The sequence below is a fragment of the Yersinia sp. 2540 StPb PI genome (assembly GCF_052217165.1).
Classification (GTDB): Bacteria; Pseudomonadota; Gammaproteobacteria; order Enterobacterales; family Enterobacteriaceae; genus Yersinia; species Yersinia enterocolitica_E.
Map to the genome: position 1 here is coordinate 3785348 of NZ_JAZGQC010000001.1, position 24127 is coordinate 3809474.

Here is a 24127-nt window from a genome sequence, read left to right on the forward strand (position 1 = left end):
ATGAAGAATGTTAAAACTGTTTAAAACCATCCTGAAAGTGGGCGACACCACGGTGAAATACCCGTTTAAGCCGCTTGAGGTCAGCCACGGTTTTCGCGGCAAACCGCAATATGATGCCGAGCAATGCATCGCCTGTGGTGCTTGTACCATGGCCTGCCCTGCCAATGCGCTAACCATGGAAACCGATCTTGCTAACGGCACTCGTCAGTGGCAGTTATTTCTCGGGCGCTGCATTTTTTGTGGCCGCTGTGAGGAGGTCTGCCCGACCCGTGCCATTGTGTTATCGCAAGAGTTTGAACTGGCCGTCTTCAACAAAGCGGATTTGTATCAGCGTGCCAGTTTTACCCTTGCCCATTGCCAGCAATGCCAGCAACCCTTTGCGCCGAAAAAAGCAGTGGATTATGTCATGGCACTGCTGATTCATTCCGGGATGGCGGCCGAGGATGTCGAGCAGCAGCGACCTCATTTTGAAACTTGCCCTGAGTGTAAGCGCAAACAGAATATCGTTATTAATAACAACGTTATGCTGGATCAGCACAACGAAGGGAGGGGCAAGCTATGAGCCAACCACATTCATTAAAACCGGGCTGGGGGCACCATGTTAGTCAACCGATCGCACTTGATCCCTCGGTTGCCCAGTTAAAAAGTAAATTATTGAAAGATATCAAGCGCTCCGCCTATGTCTATCGGGTGGATTGTGGTGGCTGCAACGGCTGTGAGATTGAGATTTTCTCCTCAATCACCCCACTGTTCGACACCGAGCGCTTTGGTATCAAAGTTGTTGCCTCCCCCCGCCACGCGGATATTTTGCTGTTTACCGGTGCGGTTACTCGCGCCATGCGCACACCGGCACTGCGCGCTTATGAATCGGCACCGGACCCAAAAATCTGCGTCTCTTACGGTGCGTGTGGTTGTGGTGGTGGCATCTTCCATGACCTGTACTGTGTCTGGGGTGGCAGCGATACCATCGTACCAATTGATGTGTACATTCCCGGTTGCCCGCCGACCCCAGCCGCGACCATCTATGGTTTTGCCGTGGCATTGGGTCTGCTGGAGCAGAAACTGAAAGGCGAAGAGCATCAGGAGAGTGCCGATGAACGCGTCGCGCTGATTCACCCCGATGCACCGCTCAATCTGCGAGTGCTGTTGGAGCGTGAAGCGCGCCGTATGGCCGGCTATCGCCAGGGGCGGGAAATCACCGACAGCTTCTTGTCGCTGCTGGTCAATCAGCCATTACCGGAATTTGAACAGCGCTGCCAGAACTACCTGCGCCAACAAGATGATCCGCGTCTGAGCGAGATATTCGCCAACCTGCAACACATTGCCCTGATACAACTGGCGGGAGGCAAAGCTGATGTTCGCTAAGGTTATTTTCTATGCACTGAATCAGAAGTTCCTCGACAGTGATGACGATATGCCCGAGCAAGCACAACAAGTGATGTATTACTCACTGGCTATCGGCCACCATGTGGGGGTGATTGATTGCTTAAAAGCCATCATGGAATGCCCGCTGGCAGAATATGAACAATGGTTTGGTCAGTTGCCCGCAGGCGAGGCTCACCGCAAGATGGCCGGCTTACTGAAGTTTGGTGAAATCACCATCGACAGTACCCATACCCAGTTATTGGCAAAAGCCTTCGCGCCGCTGGCTGAAAACCCAGCCTCGCTCCACCAGCCATGGAGCCAACAACTGCTGCAAACCCTGTACGATATCGAGCAGGAACCGGCCATCTATTTAATGGTGAAACGCCGCCCATGAACATGCCACATCCCCCCGCCACTCACACCACCGCTCTCAATCTGGTGTTAACCGTTGGCAACAGCATGATGGGCGATGACGGCGCAGGCCCACTACTGGCTGAACGCATGACACAACAACCACTGATTGACTGGCAGGTGATTGACGGTGGTTCGGCACCGGAAAATGTGGTGCATCGTATCCGCGCGTTGCAACCGACACGATTAGTTATTGTCGATGCTGCCGATATGGAGCTGCCGCCGGGTGAGATTCGCATCATTGACCCTGAGCGAATTGCCGAAATGTTTATCATGAGCACCCACAATCTGCCGCTCAACTTTCTAATTGATCAGTTAAAGGAAGATATTAGCGAAGTCATTTTTGTGGGGATTCAACCCACCTTAGTGGCGTTCTACTTCCCAATGACCGAGCCAGTAAAACAGGCGGTAGAAACGGTGTATCAACAACTACCACACTGGCAAGGTGACGGTGGTTTCGCGCATTTATAGCGAAATGACGGCATGCCGTCGTCAAATTTGCCGACGTCATGCCAGCCGACAGTTTCCCGTTAACCTCCCCGCCCACATCAGTATCCATTAATCCTTTATAAAACAATCATATTCATTCACTTTTATCTAGCCACTTCAAGTTGGCATAAACCATGCAGCATAAACCATGCAGTATGTAAGGCAATGAGCCAGATTAGCTGTTCTAAACGTGAATCTGCCAGATCTATCAATTTATACCCAATAGATTTCAAGGTGCAGGAAGGCGGCAAGCAAGTGAGTTCCGATGAACTTACTCAAGTAAGTGATTCGGGTGACAAATCTGCCGGGAGCAGATTTGAACGCTGCTTGCAGCGGCCTCGCAGAGGCGAGGCCCAAGGATGGGCCGAGTAACGAGTGCAGCCAACACCTCTGCAACTTGAAAGATGAAGATATTTATCCCCAATAGATTTCAAGGTGCAGGAAGGCGGCAAGCAAGTGAGTTCCGATGAGCTTACTCAAGTAAGTGATTCGGGCGAACGAGTGCAGCCAACACATCTGCAACTTGAAAGATGAAGGGGAAGGAGAGAAAACAATGAACCGGTTCATAATCGCAGACCCCAAAAAGTGTATTGGCTGCCGCACCTGTGAGGTTGCCTGCGTGCTGGCACACAACGGTGGCAAGCTGGACACGCTAACTAAAGCCAATTTCGCGCCTCGGCTGAAGGTGGTTAAAGGGCTAAATGTCAGTACCGCCATTATGTGTCGGCACTGTGAAGATGCCCCTTGTGCCAATGTTTGCCCGAACGGCGCAATTGTTCGAGCAGCGGACAGTATTCAAGTGTTGCAGGAAAAATGCATTGGCTGCAAAACCTGTGTCGTTGCCTGCCCGTATGGTGCGATGAGCGTCGTGACCAAACAGGTCGAAGTGATGTTTAACGGCCTCTCACAGGGATTCTGCCTGAAAGCCGAAGCACAGAAATGTGACTTGTGCGAAGGGCAAGCCGCCGGCCCGGCGTGTATCTCCGTTTGCCCAACGCAGGCGCTGCACATGATTGGCCACGACACCATGCAGGCCATGCTGCGCAAAAAACAGATGCGTGCTGCTTTAGATGAAGCCAACGAAATGAGCTTTTAGTCAATAAGGCTGCGGCCCCAAAAACGAAGGGATGACCCAAAGTAATTGGTGTTGCAGCAAGGCAGCAATTGAGCGAATCCCGATGAGCTGACTCAGGTCAGTGATTCGGGTGAACGAGAGCAGCTAACACCGCTGCGGCTCCAAGAACGAAGGATGATTAATATGCACAAGGCACTCACTGTCTGTCCTTACTGCGGCTCCGGCTGCAAAATCAATTTACTGGTCGAAAATGGCAAAGTTATTGGCGCTGAAGGCGCAAATGGCGTCACCAATCAGGGTGAGTTGTGTCTGAAAGGCTACTATGGCTGGGACTTTCTCAATGATACCAAATTGCTAACTCCGCGCCTTAAACAGCCGATGATCCGTCGCCAAAAAGGCGGCAAGCTGGAGGCGGTATCTTGGGATGAAGCGATTGAGTTTGCTAGCAGTAAACTGCGAGCAATCAAAGAAAAATATGGCCCGGAAGCCATTATGCATACCGGCTCATCCCGTGGCCCAGGTAATGAAACCAACTATGTGATGCAGAAATTTGCCCGTGCGGTTACCGGCAGCAACAATATTGACTGCTGCGCCCGTGTTTGCCACGGCCCGTCGGTCGCCGGGCTGCAAGTGACATTGGGTAATGGCGCGATGAGTAATTCAATCTGCGAGATTGAAGATACCAAATGTATTTTAGTGTTTGGCTACAACGCCGCTGACTCCCATCCGATCGTGGCCCGCCGTATTCTGAAAGCCAAAGAAAAAGGCGCGAAAGTGATTGTCTGCGATCCACGCCATATCGAAACGGCGCGTATTGCAGATCTCTGGTTACCCCTGAAAAACGGCTCCAATATGGCACTGGTAAATGCCTTTGCCAATGTGTTGATCACTGAAGAGCTGTACGATAAAGATTACGCCTCACGCTATACCGAGGGCTTCGACGAGTACCGTGAAATCGTCGCCAAATACACCCCGGAATATGTCGAAAGCATTACTGGCCTGTCGGCAAAATCAATTCGTGAGGCTATGCGTATCTATGCCGCCGCCCCTTCAGCCACTATCTTGTGGGGGATGGGTGTCACTCAGTGGGGCCAGGGGGTAGATGTCGTGAAAGGGCTGTCAGGACTGGCACTGTTAACCGGTAATCTGGGGCGCCCGAATGTCGGTGTTGGTCCGGTACGCGGGCAAAACAACGTGCAGGGTGCCTGCGATATGGGCGCATTGCCAAATATGTATCCGGGTTATCAATCTGTGACCGATCCCGCCACACTGGAAAAATTTGCCAAAGCCTGGGGGGTACCATCCCTGTCCGATAAAGTCGGTTACTCGCTGACCGATGTTCCACATAAAGTGAAAGAGGGGAAAATTAAAGCCAACTACGTGATGGGCGAAGATCCACTCCAGACCGAACCGGATTTGTCCATGATGCGTGAAGCCTTCAGCGAATTAGAACTGCTGATTGTGCAAGATATCTTTATGACCAAAACCGCAGCCGAGGCGGATGTTATCTTCCCCGCCACCTCGTGGGGCGAACATGAAGGGGTCTATTCTGCGGCAGACCGTGGTTTCCAGCGGTTTGAAAAAGCGGTTGAGCCACAAGGTGATGTAAAACCAGATTGGGAAATTATTAGTCTGATGGCGACCGCACTCGGCTATCCGATGAAATATAACAATACCAAAGAGATTTGGGATGAACTGCGTGAGTTGTGCCCGCTGTACTATGGCGCAACCTACGAGAAAATGGCAGGTTTGGGCTATATCCCATGGCCATGTACCACTGAAGACAGCCCCGGTACACCCTGGTTGTATGCCGGTAATAAGTTTGACCGCCCTGGCGGCAAAGGGTTGTTATTTGCCAGTGAATGGCGTGCGCCAATGGAACTGGTGGATGACCAATATCCACTGGTGTTGTGTACCGTGCGTGAGGTCGGCCACTACTCCTGCCGTTCGATGACTGGCAACTGTTCCGCACTGCAAACACTGGCCGATGAACCGGGTTATGTGCAAATCAGCCCGCAGGATGCGGATAAAATGCGCTTGCAGGATCAACAACTGGTGTGGGTAGAATCGCGTCGCGGTAAAGTTATTACGCGAGTTTCAGTCAGTGAACGCATTAATATCGGCGCGGTATATATGACCTACCAGTGGTGGATTGGTGCCTGTAATGAGCTGACGCTGGACCATCTGGATCCAATTTCAAAAACACCGGAATATAAATATTGCGCGGTGAAGCTGGAAGCCATCCCGGATCAGACGTGGGCAGAAAACTATGTGCAGCAGGAGTATAGCCAGTTGAAGGCGCGGTTACGTAGAGAAGCCGAAGTGGGGTGATCGGTTAACGGCTACTGCGCTTTGCCATTCTGGGTTTACGCAGTGCTCGCCACCGTCATGTACTTATGTACACTCCGGTGGCTGTGCGCTGAGCGCGCCCAGACTGGCTTTGCTCGCGACGCCTCGTTCAGGTAGAAGGGTTTGGCACTGCTTGGTTCAACACGGTATTCGGTAAATAGATACTAGTTTTATTCGAAGCAAATAAATGAGTTAATCCATCCCATCTTCATCTTCGATACTTTTTACTGATATTCCTAACCGCTGCATCCGGGATAACAAGGTGGTGCGTTTTAGCCCTAACTTAATGGCAGCCCCTTTTGGCCCAGCAACCACGCCGTTGGTTTCGCGTAATACTCGAATAATTCGCGTGCGCTCAGACTCTGAAGATTCAGGCTCTTCACTTTCGGGTAACAAGGTTTTATGCACTACCCTTTCTGCCACAGGTTTAGTAACCTCTAGCGGTGACAGATGATATTCCAGCTCTTGTAACTGCAAATTCAGCGTAGTGCCACGGCTAAGGATGACCGCCCGCTCAATAACATTTTCCAATTCACGAATATTGCCCGGCCACGGTAAACGGCTGAGCAAACGTAATGTTTCACCAGGAATTGTGTCGATAGTGCGATTCATCCGTTTGGCTATTTTTTGAGTAAAGAATTTTACCAGCAACGGAATATCTTCCGGCCGCTCACGCAGCGGAGGGATCACAATCGGAAAAACATTAAGCCGATAATAAAGGTCGCTGCGGTATTCGCGATTCACCATCATCAATTTTAAATCACGATTGGTCGCAGCAATCAGCCGAACATCCACCGGAATAATTTTACTGCCGCCAAGGCGTTCTATTTCCCGCTCTTGCAATACACGTAATAATTTAGGCTGTAGTTCCAGAGGAATATCGCCCACTTCATCAAGAAATAGTGTGCCACCGTCAGCCATTTCAAACCGGCCAATACGCTGTGATGATGCACCGGTATAAGCCCCCTTCTCATGACCGAACAGATCACTTTCCATCAATCCCGATGGAATGGCTGCACAGTTCATTTTCACCATGCGTTTATTCTTGCGGGTACTCAAATTATGAATAGCCCGGGCAATCAGCTCCTTGCCGGTGCCGGTTTCCCCCAGAATCAATACAGTACAATCACTGGAGGCCACCATCTCAACTTGTTCCAGTACCGCTTTAATCCCTGCACTATTACCGATTATTTCGCCAAACTCTTCATTATGAATAATCTGATCCGTTAGATAGAGATTTTCATTTACCAACGAATCTTTTAGGCGGGTAATTTCGTTGTAGGCCAGCGCGTTATCAACCGCAATGGCAATACGCGCCGCAATTTGGCGCAACAGTTTTACATTGCTATCAGTGAAAATATCACTCTGACATTGTGCCAGTTTCAAAACACCTAACATTTTGTGGCCGAAAAAAAGCGGCAACAGGCAGACAACTTGTAACCCTTCATCCAGCATATTTGCCAGTTGCTTATCATCCGGTGCCAAAAGAGAGATATCAGCCAAATTAACCAACAATAACGCTTTGCTCTGTAAAACCTGCCCAGCCAAAGTGCCGGTAATATCCACCCATGCCTGCTGATACTGTACGGCCTTACCACTCTGGTAGCGGGTAGAGAATACATTTAATTTATTTTTATCCTTATGGGTACCGCACAGCGCTAAGCTAATGTAATCAATATTAAAAAATCGATGTATCTCTTTTGAAACCTCTGCCGCTAATACATCCAATTCCAGCTTAGAAATAACCGTATTGGTCACATCCACTAAAATACGATAATGGTCGCGCTCAAAGCGCAGTTTTTCACGCTCAGAAAATGCCCGATTAATCTCAGCAATATTATCAACGGCAATTGCCACTACATCTGCCAGTAACCCCAGAAAAGTAACTGCTTGTTCATCAAACTCACTGTCATCAGTTTTAATAAATTCAATACAGCCTGACCAATGATTGTCATGGCCCAAGGGAAAATGGCAGCCAGAGTGCAATTCCTGATAGGGAATCAAATCACAAACAGCAGAAAACTCCCTTTGCATACGGCGATGGTCAGTCTGCAAAGGCGTCTGTTGCTGCCAGGCTAAGCCACCGGGGCCTTCGGCAAACAAGATATTTTGCGATCCCTGCACCCTGTTGGTCGCATCGTCATGGGTATAAAGGGTATTTTGGTTATAAAGAGGGTTAAGCAATAATAAATTGACCCGCTGAAAACGCACCACAGAAAAAGAGAGCTTTCTGAGTTCATTCACTAAATCGGTTATATCCCGTAGCAATAATAACTTTTTTGATACCGTGAACAGTGTATCTTGCCAAACTTGAGCCAATGTGGGACGGGGTAGTTTTTTTGCTCTATCCATAAACGTCGTTATTAAGCCCAGAAAAATGATCACTACTTTAAGGTATTAAACTGAACAAATATATATCAACAGCCGATAAGCTTGATCTGGGTTAACAAACTATTTCTCCGCAATTTATCTATCTTACCAATCAGTTGAAATTACGTCTCATTTTCATCGTAAGATAAATAAAAACATTAGGTTACATGTGATACTCACCACACATGTAACATCAAATCACAACTGGCGCTATATAAATAAATGCATATCGAAATCAAAGATACGTATTAATATCTGATTCGAAAAAAAACAATTTTAGGAAAAATACAAAATGCAACAATAAAAACCGCTCAATGAATGTCTGGTATGAAAAATGCATTACATTTAGGTCAGGAAAATAATTTATTAATATTTAGTTTTCATTCCCCTACACCGATAAAATAATAAGTAAGGAGTTATCAATGAGCATTGAAAATCCCTTTGATCTGCGCCTTCCGGTTGATATGGCAAAACTGGCAGAGCAAGTTGGTATATATAAAGCCACTAAGAATCCGGCCACCACCTTTTATTTAGCCATGACTGCCGGTGTATTCATCTCTATCGCTTTTGTCTTCTACATTACAGCAACAACCGGCACTGCTGGCGTGGTGGCATTTGGGTTGGCAAAGTTGGTAGGCGGCCTGTGTTTCTCTCTTGGCCTGATTTTAGTGATTATCTGTGGGGCTGATTTGTTCACATCCACAGTACTCATTGTGGTGGCTAAAGCCAGTGGCAAAATCAGTTGGCGGCAATTAATCTGTAATTGGGTGAATGTCTATTTCGGTAATCTTATTGGCGCACTGTTCTTTGTGGCATTGATTTGGTTTGCCGGTCAGCATACGGCGGCAAATGGTTTATGGGGTTTGAATGTGTTGCAAACTGCCGAACACAAATTACATCATACGTTTGTAGAAGCGGTGTGTTTGGGGATTCTGGCTAATCTAATGGTCTGCCTGGCAGTATGGATGAGCTATTCCGGCCATACATTGACGGATAAAATTGTGGTGATGTTACTGCCTATCGGCATGTTTGTCGCCAGCGGTTTTGAACACAGCATTGCCAATATGTTTTTGATCCCATTAGCTATTATCATCCGTGATTATGCATCACCGGAGTTCTGGCTATCAATTAATGCTACCCCGGATCAATTTTCTGCGCTGACCCTAAACAACTTTATTATCGATAATCTAATCCCGGTGACTATCGGCAATATTATTGGTGGTGGTTTATTGGTTGGCCTGACCTATTGGATTATTTATCTGCGCAATCCAGCTCATTGAGTCAATAGCGCCATTGATATCGACAAATATGACGAAATGACGTGAATAAAAGTGACACCCATAACAGAACAGCCAGCCGGGTTTACCCCTGACTGGCTGTTACGTTAATTCACAATAACCGATTATTTCTTCTTAGCGTATTTCAGTGAGTCTAATGCGACGGCAAAGATAATGATCGCACCTTTAATAATATACTGCCAATAAGGGTTCACACCGATATAAGTTAATCCGTAGTTAATAACGGTAAAGATAATTACCCCTGTCACTACACCGATAACGGTACCAACACCACCACTAAAGGACACACCGCCCACCACACAGGCGGCAATCGCATCCAACTCGTACATAAATCCAAGGTTGTTAGTCGCACTACCGATACGGCCTGCTTCCAACATACCGCCGAAGGCATAGAACACACCGGACAAGGCATAGATCATGATCAAGTTTAGTGGCACATTCACACCAGAAACTTTTGCCGCTTCCGGGTTACCGCCGATGGCAAAAATATTTTTACCAAAGCGAGTTTTATTCCACAGCACCCAGACAAAGCCGATAGCAATCAAAGCATAGAAGGTAATATAAGACAGTTTGAAATCACCAAACCGCAAGAACCCTTGAGCAAAGGTTGAGAATGCCGGATCAAAACCTGCAATCGGTGATGCGCCAACGAAATCGTAATACAGGGAGTTAATCCCGTAGACGATAATCATCGTACCTAATGTAGTAATAAATGGAGTCACATTCAGGTAAGCAATGATAATACCGTTGACCAAACCAATAATCGCACCAATCAAACAGACGGTTAAAATAACAATCGGAATCGGCACGGTGTGTAAATCAGGGAAAACTTTATTAACGTTATCCATTGCTTGCAACATGGTCGCCGCAACTACCGCCGCCAAACCTACCTGACGCCCGGCTGACAGGTCGGTCCCTTGGGTAACAATCAGCCCTGCCACACCCAGTGCGATAATAATACGCACCGATGATTGGGTCAGAATGTTACTTAAGTTCATCAGACTTAAAAACGTCGGGTCCTTAACAATAATAATTGCCAGTAATACGAACAACACCACATAAATCCCGCTCTCTTTAAGGTAAGTGAGCATACTTTTCTTATTTAACGCATTCATAATAAGAACCTTCGACTAGATTAGAGATGCAAGGATGCAAGACGTAATATTTCATTTTGCGTGGTTTGCTTAGTATCAACAATTCCCGCAACCTGACCATTACTCATTACTAAAATTCTGTCAGTGATCCCTAGTAGCTCAGGCATTTCAGAGGAAATAATAATAATCCCTTTGTCTTTCTTCGCTAATTCAGTCATTAACTGATAGATTTCAAACTTAGCACCGACATCAATACCTCGAGTCGGCTCATCCAACATTAATATTTCTGGTTGAGTCAGTAGCCAACGGCCAATAATTACTTTCTGCTGGTTACCACCGGATAAAGAGCCAATACTGGTACGGTGACCGGGCGTTTTTACACGCATCGCATCGATAACCCATTGGGTATCGCTCTTCATGCGCGTATTATCCAGCAGCCCAAATTTATTTTTATAGTTACGGATATTAGAGATTAGGGAATTAAAACCCACATCGAGATAAGCGTAAATCCCGGTTGAGCGGCGCTCTTCAGTTACCAGTGCAAACCCATGATTAATGGCTTCATTGGCACTATGGTTATTAATACTTTTGCCATGTAACTTAATGGTCCCGGCCACTTTTTCGCGGATACCAAATAAGGTTTCAACAATATCGGTGCGCTTGGCCCCAACCAAGCCAGCAATCCCCAAAATCTCGCCTTTATGCAAATCAAAGGAGACATCACGGATCGAGGGTTGGCGCAGCGAGGTCAGATTTTTCACTTCCAGAATGACTTCACCCGGCTTGTTCAGGCGATCAGGGAAACGCTGACTCAGTGAGCGCCCCACCATCATTGAGATTATCTGATCCATGGTCAGCCCTTCCAGCGGCTGGGTAGTAATCCACTGACCATCACGCAAAATAGTGATTTCATCACACAGTTGGAATATTTCTTCCATCTTGTGAGAGATATAAACAATGCCGCAGCCACGCTCTTTCAATTTACGAATAATCGTAAATAGATGATTAACCTCTTTCTCGGTTAATGAAGAGGTCGGCTCATCCATGATGACGATTTTGGCGTTATAAGAGAATGCCTTGGCAATCTCGATCATTTGCATTTGAGATACTGATAATGTTGCGACTTTATCGCGGGGATCAATATCAATATCCAATTCATCAAAGATAGCTTTGGTATCTTTGTACATTTTATCTTGATCGACAAAAAAACCTTTGGTTGGGTAACGACCCAGCCACATGTTGTCCATCACTGTACGTTGTAACACCAGGTTTAATTCCTGATGAACCATAGAGACACCGTGCTCTAATGCTTCTTTAGAGCTTTTAAATTCTATTTCTTGCCCCTGAAAGAGAATACTCCCGGAGTCTTTTTTATAGATACCAAACAGACATTTTAATAGCGTTGACTTACCTGCGCCATTTTCTCCCATTAATGCATGGATCGAACTTGGCCGCACTTTAAGATTTACGTTATCTAACGCCTTTACACCCGGAAATGATTTATTGATATTACTCATTTCCAGCAACCACTCACGGGGTTGTGCTGTATTAATATCGGCCATAGTTATACCTGGCTAAGAATTGCCACTCACCTGCGAGATAAATACCTTATCCGCCGATAAGTGCATATTCAAAATAAGGATCAATGCAAAAAACCTTCTGCCCCGGTGCTGGTTACCCAATATCGGGGCCAGAAGGTTAATAATTACTGCTTTACCCTTAGCACTGACACAGCTTTGGGCACCACCTATCACGACAGGCTGTTATTTAGTAAATTCAGCCAGGTTATCTTTATCAACACCTACATACGGAATACGTACGATTTTGTTTTCAATTTTCCAGTTAGTCCCTTCAGCAGCAGGTTTACCGGCAGCCAGATTTTTAACTAAATCGAAAGTTGCTTTAGCTTGATTGTTGGCATCGTTCAATACGGTACCGGCCATTTGGCCTGATTTCACCAGCGCTAACGCTTCTGGCAAGGCATCAACACCAAATACTGGAATACTGGTTTTGTTATGGGCTTTCAAGGCTTCTACTGCACCCATCGCCATCGCATCGTTGTTAGCAATAACCACTTCGATCTTGTTGGCGTTAGGGCCAGATAACCAGGCATCCATTTTATCTTTAGCTTGCGCGGTATCCCACATTGCAGTATCTAACTGCAATTGTTGAGTCGGCAGACCTTTTTCATTCAACGTTTTAATGACATAAGTTGTACGTGCTTCAGCGTCTGGGTGACCCGGCTCGCCTTTCAACAGCACAAATTGGATTTTGCCATCTTTGTTCAGATCCCATGCTGGGTTGGCTTTCCAGTGTTTCGCAATCAGCTCACCCTGAATAACACCAGACTCTTTAGAGTCAGTCCCTACATAGTAAGCTTTATCGTAACTATCCAATGCCTTACGTGAAGGTTCTTTGTTATAGAACACGATCGGCACATCGTTGCCGCGTGCTTTATCAATAACAACCGGTGCTGCTGCTGGGTCAACCAGGTTAATGGCCAGCCCTTTCACACCTTTAGCCAGCAATACGTCAATCTGATCGTTTTGCTTGGACTGGTCATTTTGGGAGTCATTCATCAATAAGGTAACGTCAGGAGATGCTTTAGCATCTTTCTCGATAGCTTTACGGACCACGGACATAAAGTTGTCATCATATTTATAAATAGTGACACCAATACGGGTATCAGCTTGAGCAGCCGCGCCAAACATCATGCTGGCAACCAGGGTCGCTAATGTGAAAACCTTCTTATTCATTTGTATCTCCGGGTTTATGTAGGGTAGTACAGGGTGATAACACCGTCGCCTTAACGTGAGAAAGACCCATCGTTCAAAGCTGCTGACACTGAATATCTATCGTCCTTGAGCGCACTCCACTCCGAGAAAGCCGCCTGAGTCGTCAAAAACCATGCCACTTACAAACTCAACATCTGCGGAACGCGTGTTTGTAAATCACTATTCTAAAACCCGCTACCGTGTGTTTTTTTATCCGGTAACCGATGACATATTGATACATTCAGGTAGAAAACAACTAGAGCATAGACGGGCCGTTGTTAAGAATCTGTGAATTTTCTCACAGATTGAAAACGGTTACACAAGAATAAATACGTAACTAGTGAGCGACCCCACAAATTGCGACAGAATGACGCGGTACCAATGTGGGTTTAAAACAATAAGCCGCGTGCGGGTCTGGCGGATGACTGGCCCCCTCAAGTGCCAGCTCTGTGGCTAAAGTTGCCATAGAAACAATAGGATAACGCACTGTGGTCAATTTGGGGCTGGTATAGCGGGCAATAGGGATATCATCAAAGCCCACCAGCGAAAACTGCTCAGGGACACTGATACCGTTTTCTTTCAACACCGCCAGCGCACCAGCAGCCATTGAGTCGTTATAGGCAAACACCGCACTGAGCTGTAAATTGCGACCCAGCAAGTCAATCATGGCACGCTCCCCCCCAGCCAGATCAGGAGTACCAAATGCTCGCCAACTGTCAGGAGCAGTGATACCGGCGGTCTCAAGCGCATTTAGGTAACCCGTTTGACGCTGGATAACATCATCAATCGGGTGGTTGGAACCGAGAAAACCGATACGTTGGTGCCCTTGTTTAAGCAGTAAACGGCATGCCATTTGCGCACCGCTAACATTGTCTAATCCTACACAACGGTGCTCAAACCCAGGAATAATCCTATTAATCAGAACCATACCTGGAACCTGATCTAAAAAAGCGATTAACTCACCGTCACTCAATGCCTTAGCGTGAACAACCAATGAATTACAGCGTTGACGCAGTAGCACTTCAATGGCATGACGCTCTTTATCGGCCTGGTGGTAGCTATTACCAATCAACAGATATTTTTGATGTCGTTGGGCTACGGTGTCTACCGCTTTCACCAAGGCACCAAAAAAGGGATCAGAGACATCCATCACCACCACACCGACAGTATCGCTACTTTGTGTTGCCAGTTTTTGTGCATTAGCATTTGGGCGGTAGCCCAGTTCTGACACCGCTTTCAGCACTGCGGCGCGCGTTTCTGGCCGAATAGCAGCGCTGTTATTGAGGACACGGGATACCGTAGCCAGCGAAACGCCAGCCCGCGAGGCCACATCACGAATGGTGATACTATTTCCAGATGAATGCAGAGCAGCCATGACCTTATCCTGTGAATAAGTAACCATGCGCGTGTTGATGTGAACTGGGCATGGCAGGTGGCTTATCCTACCCAGTTTGTTGAATTTGCCACGTGAAATGCGTCACAAGAAAGAAAACGTTTACATACAAATTTGCAACCCGCTCGATCATTTTTACTTTACAGACGCATTCAGGGCTTAGTGTTGCGTGGTTGTAACGATTGACCGCAAGCATAAGCGGTCAATTTTCGCCATAACCACTCGAGTGGCCCTTGGGCAAAGTAATGCAGCCATAGCAGGGAGAATAGGATATTACACAGCCAGACCAGTGGAACAATCGCGAGAAGTTGTAGGCGGTCAAGCTGTTGATATAAGCCGAAGTGATAGAAGATCAGCGTACATATCAATGTTTGCAGTAAATAATTACTCAGAGCCATGCGCCCTACCTGTGCCAACCAATGATTGACACGCCAACCGGATATTGTGGGACCGAAGCCATACAGCAGAGCCAGATAGCCCACAGCCTGTAATGGAGCCCCTAACTCACGGGGAACTTGCAACAAAAAACCGCTCCAACGGTAATCCCAGCCCACTGCCCATTGCAGTGCCACCCCCGGTATTTGGATAACTAATGAAAGCGGTATCAAACATGCCGCAAGCAAACGGTAGTGCCGCAAGCTAAAATCACCGCGTAGCCAGCCAGAACGCATTAACCCAGCACCAAATAACATCGAGCCTGCCAGCTCCCAGCCATATTGGGCGCCGATAGCAATCAAATTGGATGACAACAGATCTAACCGGTTCTTCCAGGCTTCCATGCCCCCCTGCAACTTCCAAAATTGCTCATATTGCAGATCCGCAGGCCCCGGCTGCCAAAATCGCCCCGGTTCACCATTGGTGATAAACCCCAGTAGCAGCAATACCGCGACACCCACTAAATACAGCACCGCACCGGTACGCAACAAACTGGCGGCATCTTTGGCATCACGAATCATTCGCCAACACACCAGACCGATCAAACCATAAGCAAATAGAATGTCTCCATCCCAGAAAAAGATACCGTGAATTAATCCCAGTAATAGCAATAAGGAAAGTCGCGCCCGAATCCAGCTCTTGCCGCGTTTAAGTAATAGCTCAAGGCCCGCACCAAACAGAATGGCGAAAATAGATAAGAACTTGGCCTGTGCCACAATATCGAGAATGGCCCAAGTCCAGGCATCGGATAGCGAAGGAAGGCCCAGATAGGCCGGATTAAGATAAGCAGCCTTTGACAGACCGAAGGCGCTGATATTGAGCAGCAGAATGCCAAGGATGGCCAGCCCTCGCGCACTGTCTAACGTTGCGATGCGTTGACGCATACCCGACATCCTGTGTACGGGCACCCACTGGCACCCTCTCTGAAAAGGCTAATTAGCCGTTGTGACGTTAGCTATTATGACGAACAGCACGCAGGAATTCCTGGCGTGTATTCTGGCTGGATTTAAATAACCCGCCTAATGATGTCGTGGTGGTCGCACTGGTAGCATCACGGATACCGCGCGCTTTAACGCAATAATGCACTGCATCGATAGAAACTGCGACATTATTAGTGCCTAACAGTGTCTGTAGTGCCAACAGGATTTGCTGTGTCAGCCGCTCTTGCACTTGCGGGCGCTGAGCAAAGAACTGCACGATACGGTTGATTTTAGATAAGCCAATCACACTGTCTTTGGGAATATAAGCGACAGTGGCTTTACCATCGATAGTGACAAAATGATGTTCGCAGGTACTGGTCAGGGTGATATCTCGTACCGTGACCATTTCATCGACCTTCATTTTATTCTGAATCAGGGTGATTTTGGGGAAATTTTCGTAATCCAGTCCAGAGAAAATCTCATCAACATACATTTTGGCAATACGTCTTGGCGTATCCGCCAGACTATCGTCAGACAAATCAAGATTCAGCAATTGCATGACTTCAGTCATATGCGCTTGAATCTTGGTTTTACGCGTTTGGGCATCTAACTCTTGTTTGCGCAGCGGGGTTTCAAGACCACGGGCCAGCAATGCCTCATGAACCAACTCAGCTTCTTTACTTAGCGATGACATTCTTTTCTCCAGCAGGCGTACACATCCGAACAGTATAAACATGATGTAGATCACGTTCGGATTTTGCTCCCCACTTTAGTTGAGAGCAAAATGATTATCCAGTGATTGTTATTCATATCGAATCGTTATTTACATCATGATGAAATAGTTGCATTTGGTGCATCCACGGTAGCGTAAATCAACCGGTAACCGTTTCCTGAGCGCGACGTGGCGTTTTGATAACCAACCCTCCAGCAATGAACAGTGCCACCACTGCCACGTACAGCGCAGGCTCTAACCGGTGAGTCAAGGTTGTTGAGATAGCGGATAAGATTGGGCCAACCAGTTGTCCAATAGCATAACCGGTAGTCAGTAAACCGGCCATATAGCGGGTGTGTTGCGGTGCCAGCTCCCGGCCATGCTGCAATGAAAGTTGCACCACACTCAGGAAACCGCCACCGGTCAGTAATGCCCCTAAGGCCAACCCACTCACTCCCGGCACTAGCTCCGCGCACAATACCCCCAATGCCTGTACCCAGAGTGTTAATGCCAGGCGGGTTTGCGAACTCAGGCAATGGCGGGTCAAAATACCGATAGTGATCCCTATCACCGCCGCGCCACCAAACACCGGCCAGACAAACTGGGCAAACAGGCTCTCTGGGAAGCGCGCTGCTGCCATTTGCGATAAAAATGTTGCGGGCAGAATATAACCGAATCCCGCCAAACTGTAGCTCCACACCAGGCGCTTGAGTGCTGGCGTTAAGGTCAGCGGAATCGCCGCAATATGCGGGCGATGTAGTTCCCCACTTCGCGGCAGATTAATACTTATCATGGCAATAATAACTAACGCCAATACACCATAGACCAGCCAGGCTTGAGCGGCCGATAAACCATAGCTATGAATAACCACTGCTAACATACCGCTGATGAATATGCCCGCGCCCGGCCCGGCAAATACTGCGGCACTGAGTGCCGGACGACCGAAGTGGGCCAGACGTTCATTGGTCCAGGCGGCGATAAGCACCATCGACCAGCCACTGGCCCAGCCAATGGCAAAACGTACCACGCCATGCCACCACGGCCCATCAACTACTGCGGATAGCAGCGTAAGCGTTACCGCCCCCCACAATCCGAGCCATAAACGGCGCTCCACATGGCGGCTGGCGCGCATAGCATCAAAAGCGCCAAACAGGTATCCCAGATAATTAAATGCTGCCACCAGCCCGGCACCGGTTAGGGTGAACTGATGCTCTGCGATCATTAGCGGCACTTGCGGCGTAAAAGCAAAACGGCCAATTCCCATCGCCACCACTAACGCGAGAAAACCACTTAATGCAATTCTTAATGCCATCTGCCCTGCCCATTGATTGCTGACAGATAATTCCTGCCAGACGGTTAAAAGAAAGTTGCCAATATCATGCCTGAGCATTAGAATCACAAAAAATGAATAATACTCATTAAGTTCATCACAAAAAGAGAACACCTATGGACCTGACCCAGCTACGCATGTTTTGCTGTGTAGCAGAAACCGGTTCCGTTGCCCGGGCAGCGGAGCAGATGCACCGCGTCCCGTCAAATTTGACGACCCGCCTGCGCCAACTTGAAGTTGAGCTGGGTGCCGACCTGTTTATCCGTGAAAAACAGCGCCTGCGGCTCTCCCCGATGGGCCATAACTTCCTCTGCTACGCCAACCGGATTCTGGCGCTAAGCGAAGAGGCAATGCGCATTACGCATGCTGGCGAACCGGCGGGTAACTTCCCATTAGGCTCGATGGAAAGCACTGCTGCCACCCGTCTGCCTAATTTGCTGGCGGCCTATCATCAGCGCTACCCACAGGTGTCCTTATCACTGATCACCGGGACATCGGGTGAAATCATTGAACAGGTACGGGCCGGAACACTGGCGGCAGCACTCGTTGATGGGCCAGTTCAACATGATGAACTGCACGGGTGCCGCTCTTTCGACGAGCAACTGGTGATCATTTCTTGTCTGGACCACCCTCCGATTATGCAAGCCCGCGATGCGGTGGATGAGACACTGTTTGCCTTTCGCCCCAGTTGCTCTTACCGCTTGCGCCTGGAGAGTTGGTTCCGTCAGGCCGGTGTCTTACCGGGCCATATTATGGAAATCCAGTCTTACCATGCCATGCTGGCCTGTGTTGCCAGTGGTGCCGGGCTGGCATTGATACCCCATTCGGTATTGGCGCTACTGCCGGGCCATGAACGGGTACAAGTTCATGCCTTACCGGCTGATGTTGCCAATACCGCAACTTGGCTTATCTGGCGTAAAGATGCCTTTAGCCCCAATGTCCGCAGCTTAAAAGAACTGATTATCGAGCAGATTGAAATTCAGTGACTTATCTGACGGCTTGCCGCTTATCGACCATAATTTATACAAACCATGTTGACTTACGCCCAGACAGCCAGATGCAACATATTAGATACATTAAAAATTCATTTATATAACACTCATCACACAGAAGCTATAGGAGCAACACCATGCAGATGATTAAAACTCGCGCCGCAGTCGCATGGGGGCCAAACCAGCCGCTATCGGTTGAAGAAGTTGATTTGATGCCACCGCAGAAAGGCGAAGTGCTGGTACGGATTGTCGCCAGTGGCGTATGCCACACCGATGCCTACACCTTGTCAGGCAAAGATCCCGAAGGGATATTCCCAGTGATCCTCGGCCATGAAGGTGGTGGGATTGTAGAAGCAATCGGCGAAGGTGTTACCAGCGTTGCAGTGGGTGATCACGTCATTCCGCTGTACACACCAGAATGCGGTGAATGTAAATTCTGCCGCTCCGGTAAAACCAATTTGTGTCAGGCGATCCGTAGCACTCAGGGCAAGGGTTTGATGCCTGATGGCACCACCCGTTTCTCTAAAAATGGCCAGCCGATCTTCCATTACATGGGGACTTCAACCTTCTCTGAACTGACAGTGGTACCGGAAATATCACTGGCAAAAATCAATAAAGAAGCGCCATTAGAAGAAGTTTGTCTGCTCGGTTGTGGCGTCACCACCGGCATGGGGGCTGTGATGAACACAGCAAAAGTCAAACCGGGCGACACTGTCGCCATCTTCGGCTTGGGTGGCATTGGTTTATCGGCAGTGATTGGGGCGAAAATGGCTGGCGCCAGCCGCATCATTGGCCTTGATCTCAATACCAGTAAATTCGAGCTGGCCCGCAAACTGGGCGCAACAGACCTGATTAACCCGAAAGATTATGATAAACCTATTCAGGATGTGATCGTCGAGCTGACCGATGGCGGCGTAGATTTCTCCTTTGAATGTATTGGTAACGTCAATGTTATGCGCTCAGCGCTTGAGTGCTGCCATAAAGGCTGGGGCGAATCAGTCATCATTGGTGTTGCCGGTGCCGGTGAAGAGATTTCAACCCGTCCATTCCAATTGGTCACCGGCCGTGTATGGCGTGGCTCAGCATTCGGTGGCGTTAAAGGACGCTCCGAGTTACCGGGCATCGTGCAGCAATATCTGGACGGTAAATTCGCTCTGAATGATTTTATTACCCATACCATGGGGTTAGATCAAATCAACGAAGCCTTCGATTTGATGCATGAAGGTAAATCTATCCGTACCGTGATCCATTTTAATCATTCCTCACAAAACAAATAAGGCAAGGAGGCAGGCAACGCATGAATACGTCACTTGAACTTCTCGAAGAGCACCGGATGTTTGGCGGGTGGCAGCAACGCTATCGCCACGCCGCCAGCAGCCTGAATTGCAATATGACCTTCAGCATCTATCTGCCCCCCCTACGGGATGACAACCCGCCACCGGTGCTTTACTGGCTGTCGGGTCTGACCTGTAATGATGAAAACTTTACATTGAAAGCCGGTGCGCAGCGGGTAGCCGCTGAGTTGGGTCTGGTACTGGTTATGCCGGATACCAGCCCACGTGGTGATGATGTGCCGAATGACGAAGGTTATGATTTAGGGCAAGGCGCGGGGTTCTATCTCAACGCAACACAAGCGCCCTGGTCTAAACATTTTCAGATGTATGATTATATCAGCCAGGAGTTACCGGCGCTGATCGCCCAGCATTTCGAAGTGAGTGGCCGTCAGTCTATTTGTGGCCATTCAATGGGGGGCCACGGGGCATTGATGCTAGCACTGCGTAACCCGCAGCAATACCAATCAGTTTCGGCCTTTGCGCCGATAGTCAATCCGTGTCAGGTGCCTTGGGGGCGCAAAGCCTTTACTGCGTATTTGGGTACCGATGAGAGTCAGTGGTTGCAATATGATAGTTGCCACTTACTTACACATGCCCACACCCAACTGCCGATGCTGGTAGATCAAGGTGATAGTGATCAGTTTCTGGCAGACCAATTACAACCGGCAAAATTAGCTGAATTGGCACGGCAACACGATTGGCTACTGACACTTCGTATTCAGCCGGGTTATGACCATAGCTATTTCACCATAGCCACATTTATTGAAGATCACCTACGCTTCCATGCGGAATTCTTACATCGCTAACGGATATCACTCAGCCGATCAACAATAATAGAAAACTTAAAGCTCCTTCGGGAGCTTTTTATTTTATTTAAGATATATAGCTTACTATTGTTACGCCAATAACTAATAATCCTTTAGTTTAATAACATAATTAATAAATTATTATAAAAAGCATGATGAAAAAAACATTGATAAAATAGGAGAAAAGAATTACAAATAAATAGCTCAATACTCACCGAGGGTGAGCAGCACAAGAAAGGAATAAACTTAAAAGGAGATTTATATGTTTACGTCGAATCAATCAAATGAAAGAATAAATAACACTCACTTAATGGCATTAAAGGCTAAGTTAGAGTCGTTAGAACAATCATTTAAAAATAATTTATTTTCTATAAATGACCATGAAATAGAAAATCTAAAACGCAGCAACTCCAACAACCAAATAACCGCCTGGAATTGGTCAAAAAGTTTTACACAACAATAAATCAAACAATGATGCTTTTAATTAAACCAAATTAAGATGCTATTAGTAGCATCTTAATTATAACAATCATTATCGTTTGGTGAATTTTAGAAAAAAATAACATCACCACTCTATTTTATTAAAATCAGCGAGATGTTTTCCATGCTAACAAGTGAATTTTTCAATGATCTGAAGCTAAGCCCAGTATCAAGCCTGTTAGCAATACTAATAACAGCTATAGGATTGATCTCACTATTTTTTGTATTGCTTCTTTATTTAACAAACTCTTGTATTGAAAAACATAATAGTAACTATAAAGATATATATCGGATAGAAACATCATTTAATCTACCTAACGGCGATGAAGTGAAGTCAGCACAAGTTCCATTCCCACTTATTTCCGTATTAAGAAATGATAAAGATATCAAAAAGATTGATTACATCGCACGTATTTTCACCAACCTACATATCAATGATAAGACGTATTCAAATATTGATATCTATGCAATTAGCACCGATTTTTTTAACACATTGAATCCCTATCAACAAAAAAATCTCTATCTGGCGCAGAATGAAATTATCATTACCCCAGAGTTTAACCGACAATATCTTCATCTGGATAATCCTCAAGGGCATGTCATAACGTTAGGTGATAAAGGCCAATTTCTTATTAAAGATGTTGTTGAATTTAATCCATCCAGCCGTTTTAAAACGACTGCAGTTATCGCATTCTCTCCTGAAATATTAGATGGCTACCACGATAAAAGACATGATTGGTATGATACCCATGCCTACGCTTTTATCACGATGAAATCTGGGATCAGCCCCACCCCAGAGCAACTAAACTCTCACGTTATTCAGCACGCACCACAGCTTCCAGGAGCCCCTTTTAGTCCAGAAGAATTCATTCAGCTTTCAGCACGTAATATTGCTGATATCCATTATGACAATGCATTGCCTGATGAAATTAGCACTGTAGTTTCAAACTCATACTTAAATATTTTATACGCCTCAGGTGTATTTATTTTTTTTGCTACGACAATGAATTTCTTCAATATTAACAATGTGATAAATACAAAGAAGAGAAACAGTTTCTATATAAAAAAAGCCGTTGGCGCGTCCCGTTACCAGCTAATCACAGAAGCATTTTTTATTGCTACATTCCAAACTGCATTTGTATTGTTAGTTGCTCTTTTTATTTTGATGTCACTCGTGCAATTTTCCGATAGTGCCAGAGAGCTTATCTTTACTCATGGCAGTTATGACTTCTCAACCGCGTTATCTATTACTACGGCGCTAACTTATGCAGCTATTTTACTCGCCCACTACCTCTTTTTGCTGACGCTGACTTTGCCTAATAATACCTATAGCCACAGCATTGCTGCACAATCATCACAGTCACACTATATGACTCGTATTATGTTCTGCATGCAGATAATTATTGCAGGTATCATCATATACCTGTGGGCGGGTATAATGACACAGATGCATTTTATGAAAGATTACAATTTTGGTTATGAAAAAGAAAATGTAATAACATTTATACTAAGTGACGAATTAAAATCAAAAACCGCAATAAACAATTTACAAGATGAATTAAGGAATGCAGCTGGAGTTAATAGTATCTCGCTGAGTAACTGGCGGCCATTTGACATGTCTCGGCAGAATACTTCTGTATTCCATAGTAATCAGCAAGAAAAAGACAAACTAGCCACAGTTAACATCCTAAAGGTAAATGAGCACTTTATTAATACCTGGGGGGTAAATATTCTGGCGGGGGACAAAAACCCATTATTACCCAGTGATAATAGCAAAATTTACCATGCAATTGCCACGAAATCGTTTATGACATTAATGGGACAACAGTCCTATGACCATATACTGAATACTATTTTTTATATTAATGAGAATAACTCGCAACATTCAGTTAGGGTACTGAATGTGATCGATGACTTTTATCTGGCAGATAGAGAGGAGACAGCGCCTCCCTTACTTATTCTCATTCAAAACAATCCCCAACGCTATGGCGCGGTCAAACTTGAAAACATTCAAGACATCGGGAAAATAGAGAAAATATTAAAACGCTATCACGTTAATACTGAGCATATAAAATCAGTCAGCAAGTTACACCAAGAATATTTCAGTAATAATATACTTATGTATAATACGATCAACACGGTAACATTATTTACAGTCATATTAGTATTAATAAGCACAATAATAATCAGCACCTCAGAGACCAAACGGCTCGAAAAAACACTAGCAATAATGGAGTCTATTGGCGGATCAATTTATACGCATATTATTTTCTTTATACAGCAGAACATTACACCTATCGTCATAGCAGTAATAATATCACTTCCTCTCGGTTTTATGTTATTGCATAATTGGCTGACACAATATAGTGTAATTAAAGGGTTATCTTATGTATATGCGACAGGTTCATTTATTACTTTTATTTTATGCGTAATTATCGTTATGACTATTACACTTATTTTCAATAGTAACACACTAAATAGTCAGAAGAAGAAATAACAT

The 24127-nt window shown here is 46.4% G+C and carries 20 protein-coding genes; 12 read left to right on the forward strand and 8 right to left on the reverse strand.

The window, feature by feature from the left end; translation table 11 throughout:
• Positions 1–7 precede the first annotated feature (7 nt).
• The 6 genes from hyfH to fdhF all read left to right on the forward strand — a co-directional run bounded on the left by hyfH (position 8) and on the right by fdhF (position 5671).
• On the forward strand, positions 8–562 hold the full coding sequence (gene hyfH / locus V1956_RS17610) for a hydrogenase 4 subunit H (RefSeq protein ID WP_442825425.1): 555 nt from the start codon (positions 8–10) through the stop codon (positions 560–562).
• Positions 559–1365, forward strand: a complete 807-nt coding sequence (locus tag V1956_RS17615; RefSeq protein WP_372568905.1) for an NADH-quinone oxidoreductase subunit B family protein — start codon at positions 559–561, stop codon at positions 1363–1365. The genes hyfH and V1956_RS17615 overlap by 4 nt, the downstream gene beginning before the upstream one ends.
• Positions 1355–1759 carry a formate hydrogenlyase maturation HycH family protein gene (locus tag V1956_RS17620; protein ID WP_442825426.1) on the forward strand — a complete coding sequence of 135 codons (405 nt, stop codon included), beginning with the start codon at positions 1355–1357 and terminating at the stop codon, positions 1757–1759. Before V1956_RS17615 ends, V1956_RS17620 begins: the two co-directional genes overlap by 11 nt.
• A 2-nt stretch (positions 1760–1761) precedes the next feature.
• Complete coding sequence (gene hycI / locus V1956_RS17625; RefSeq protein WP_083163776.1) at positions 1762–2247, forward strand: hydrogenase maturation peptidase HycI; 486 nt, start codon at positions 1762–1764, stop codon at positions 2245–2247.
• A 571-nt stretch (positions 2248–2818) separates the two neighbouring features.
• Positions 2819–3361, forward strand: coding sequence for a 4Fe-4S binding protein (locus V1956_RS17630; protein WP_442825427.1), 543 nt, complete (start codon positions 2819–2821; stop codon positions 3359–3361).
• Positions 3362–3523: 162 nt separating this feature from the next.
• Positions 3524–5671 carry a formate dehydrogenase subunit alpha gene (gene fdhF, locus V1956_RS17635; RefSeq protein ID WP_420071633.1) on the forward strand — a complete coding sequence of 716 codons (2148 nt, stop codon included), beginning with the start codon at positions 3524–3526 and terminating at the stop codon, positions 5669–5671.
• Positions 5672–5881: 210 nt separating this feature from the next.
• Here fdhF and flhA read toward each other — a convergent pair whose 3' ends face one another.
• Positions 5882–8041, reverse strand: a complete 2160-nt coding sequence (gene flhA, locus V1956_RS17640; protein WP_372558444.1) for a formate hydrogenlyase transcriptional activator FlhA — start codon at positions 8039–8041, stop codon at positions 5882–5884.
• 440 nt (positions 8042–8481) lie between these two features.
• On the opposite strand from flhA, the gene focA reads away from it, so the two are divergent.
• On the forward strand, positions 8482–9339 hold the full coding sequence (gene focA, locus V1956_RS17645; RefSeq protein WP_372558443.1) for a formate transporter FocA: 858 nt from the start codon (positions 8482–8484) through the stop codon (positions 9337–9339).
• Positions 9340–9461: 122 nt separating this feature from the next.
• Here the strand turns inward: focA and mglC are convergent, their stop codons facing one another.
• The 7 genes from mglC to V1956_RS17680 form a co-directional block, all read right to left on the reverse strand.
• Positions 9462–10472, reverse strand: a complete 1011-nt coding sequence (gene mglC, locus V1956_RS17650) for a galactose/methyl galactoside ABC transporter permease MglC (RefSeq protein ID WP_005187595.1) — start codon at positions 10470–10472, stop codon at positions 9462–9464.
• Positions 10473–10492: 20 nt separating this feature from the next.
• Complete coding sequence (gene mglA / locus V1956_RS17655; protein WP_372558442.1) at positions 10493–12013, reverse strand: galactose/methyl galactoside ABC transporter ATP-binding protein MglA; 1521 nt, start codon at positions 12011–12013, stop codon at positions 10493–10495.
• 201 nt (positions 12014–12214) lie between these two features.
• A complete protein-coding gene (mglB, locus tag V1956_RS17660; RefSeq protein ID WP_372558441.1) occupies positions 12215–13207 on the reverse strand; it encodes a galactose/glucose ABC transporter substrate-binding protein MglB in 993 nt (330 codons plus the stop codon).
• Between the two features lie 355 nt (positions 13208–13562).
• On the reverse strand, positions 13563–14600 hold the full coding sequence (galS, locus tag V1956_RS17665) for an HTH-type transcriptional regulator GalS (protein WP_420071964.1): 1038 nt from the start codon (positions 14598–14600) through the stop codon (positions 13563–13565).
• Positions 14601–14770: 170 nt separating this feature from the next.
• Complete coding sequence (gene yeiB, locus V1956_RS17670) at positions 14771–15937, reverse strand: DUF418 domain-containing protein YeiB (protein WP_083159389.1); 1167 nt, start codon at positions 15935–15937, stop codon at positions 14771–14773.
• A 67-nt stretch (positions 15938–16004) separates the two neighbouring features.
• Positions 16005–16667, reverse strand: coding sequence for a GTP cyclohydrolase I FolE (gene folE / locus V1956_RS17675; protein ID WP_042569448.1), 663 nt, complete (start codon positions 16665–16667; stop codon positions 16005–16007).
• A gap of 178 nt (positions 16668–16845) precedes the next feature.
• Positions 16846–17997 carry a YbfB/YjiJ family MFS transporter gene (locus V1956_RS17680; RefSeq protein ID WP_372558439.1) on the reverse strand — a complete coding sequence of 384 codons (1152 nt, stop codon included), beginning with the start codon at positions 17995–17997 and terminating at the stop codon, positions 16846–16848.
• Positions 17998–18131: 134 nt separating this feature from the next.
• Here V1956_RS17680 and ptrR point away from each other — a divergent pair, with 134 nt between their 5' ends.
• From ptrR to darB, 5 genes are all read left to right on the forward strand, one after another.
• Complete coding sequence (ptrR, locus tag V1956_RS17685; RefSeq protein WP_372558438.1) at positions 18132–19001, forward strand: putrescine utilization regulator PtrR; 870 nt, start codon at positions 18132–18134, stop codon at positions 18999–19001.
• A 143-nt stretch (positions 19002–19144) separates the two neighbouring features.
• Positions 19145–20284, forward strand: a complete 1140-nt coding sequence (locus tag V1956_RS17690; protein ID WP_442825428.1) for an S-(hydroxymethyl)glutathione dehydrogenase/class III alcohol dehydrogenase — start codon at positions 19145–19147, stop codon at positions 20282–20284.
• Between the two features lie 20 nt (positions 20285–20304).
• Entirely contained in the window at positions 20305–21147 is an 843-nt protein-coding gene (gene fghA, locus V1956_RS17695) for an S-formylglutathione hydrolase (protein WP_420071962.1), read from the forward strand.
• 262 nt (positions 21148–21409) lie between these two features.
• Positions 21410–21610 (forward strand): darobactin family peptide antibiotic, encoded by a 201-nt coding sequence (gene darA, locus V1956_RS17700; protein WP_372558436.1) that lies wholly within the window; start codon positions 21410–21412, stop codon positions 21608–21610.
• Positions 21611–21751: 141 nt separating this feature from the next.
• Positions 21752–24124 carry a darobactin export ABC transporter permease subunit gene (gene darB / locus V1956_RS17705; RefSeq protein WP_442825429.1) on the forward strand — a complete coding sequence of 791 codons (2373 nt, stop codon included), beginning with the start codon at positions 21752–21754 and terminating at the stop codon, positions 24122–24124.
• The last annotated feature ends 3 nt before the right edge of the window (positions 24125–24127 follow it).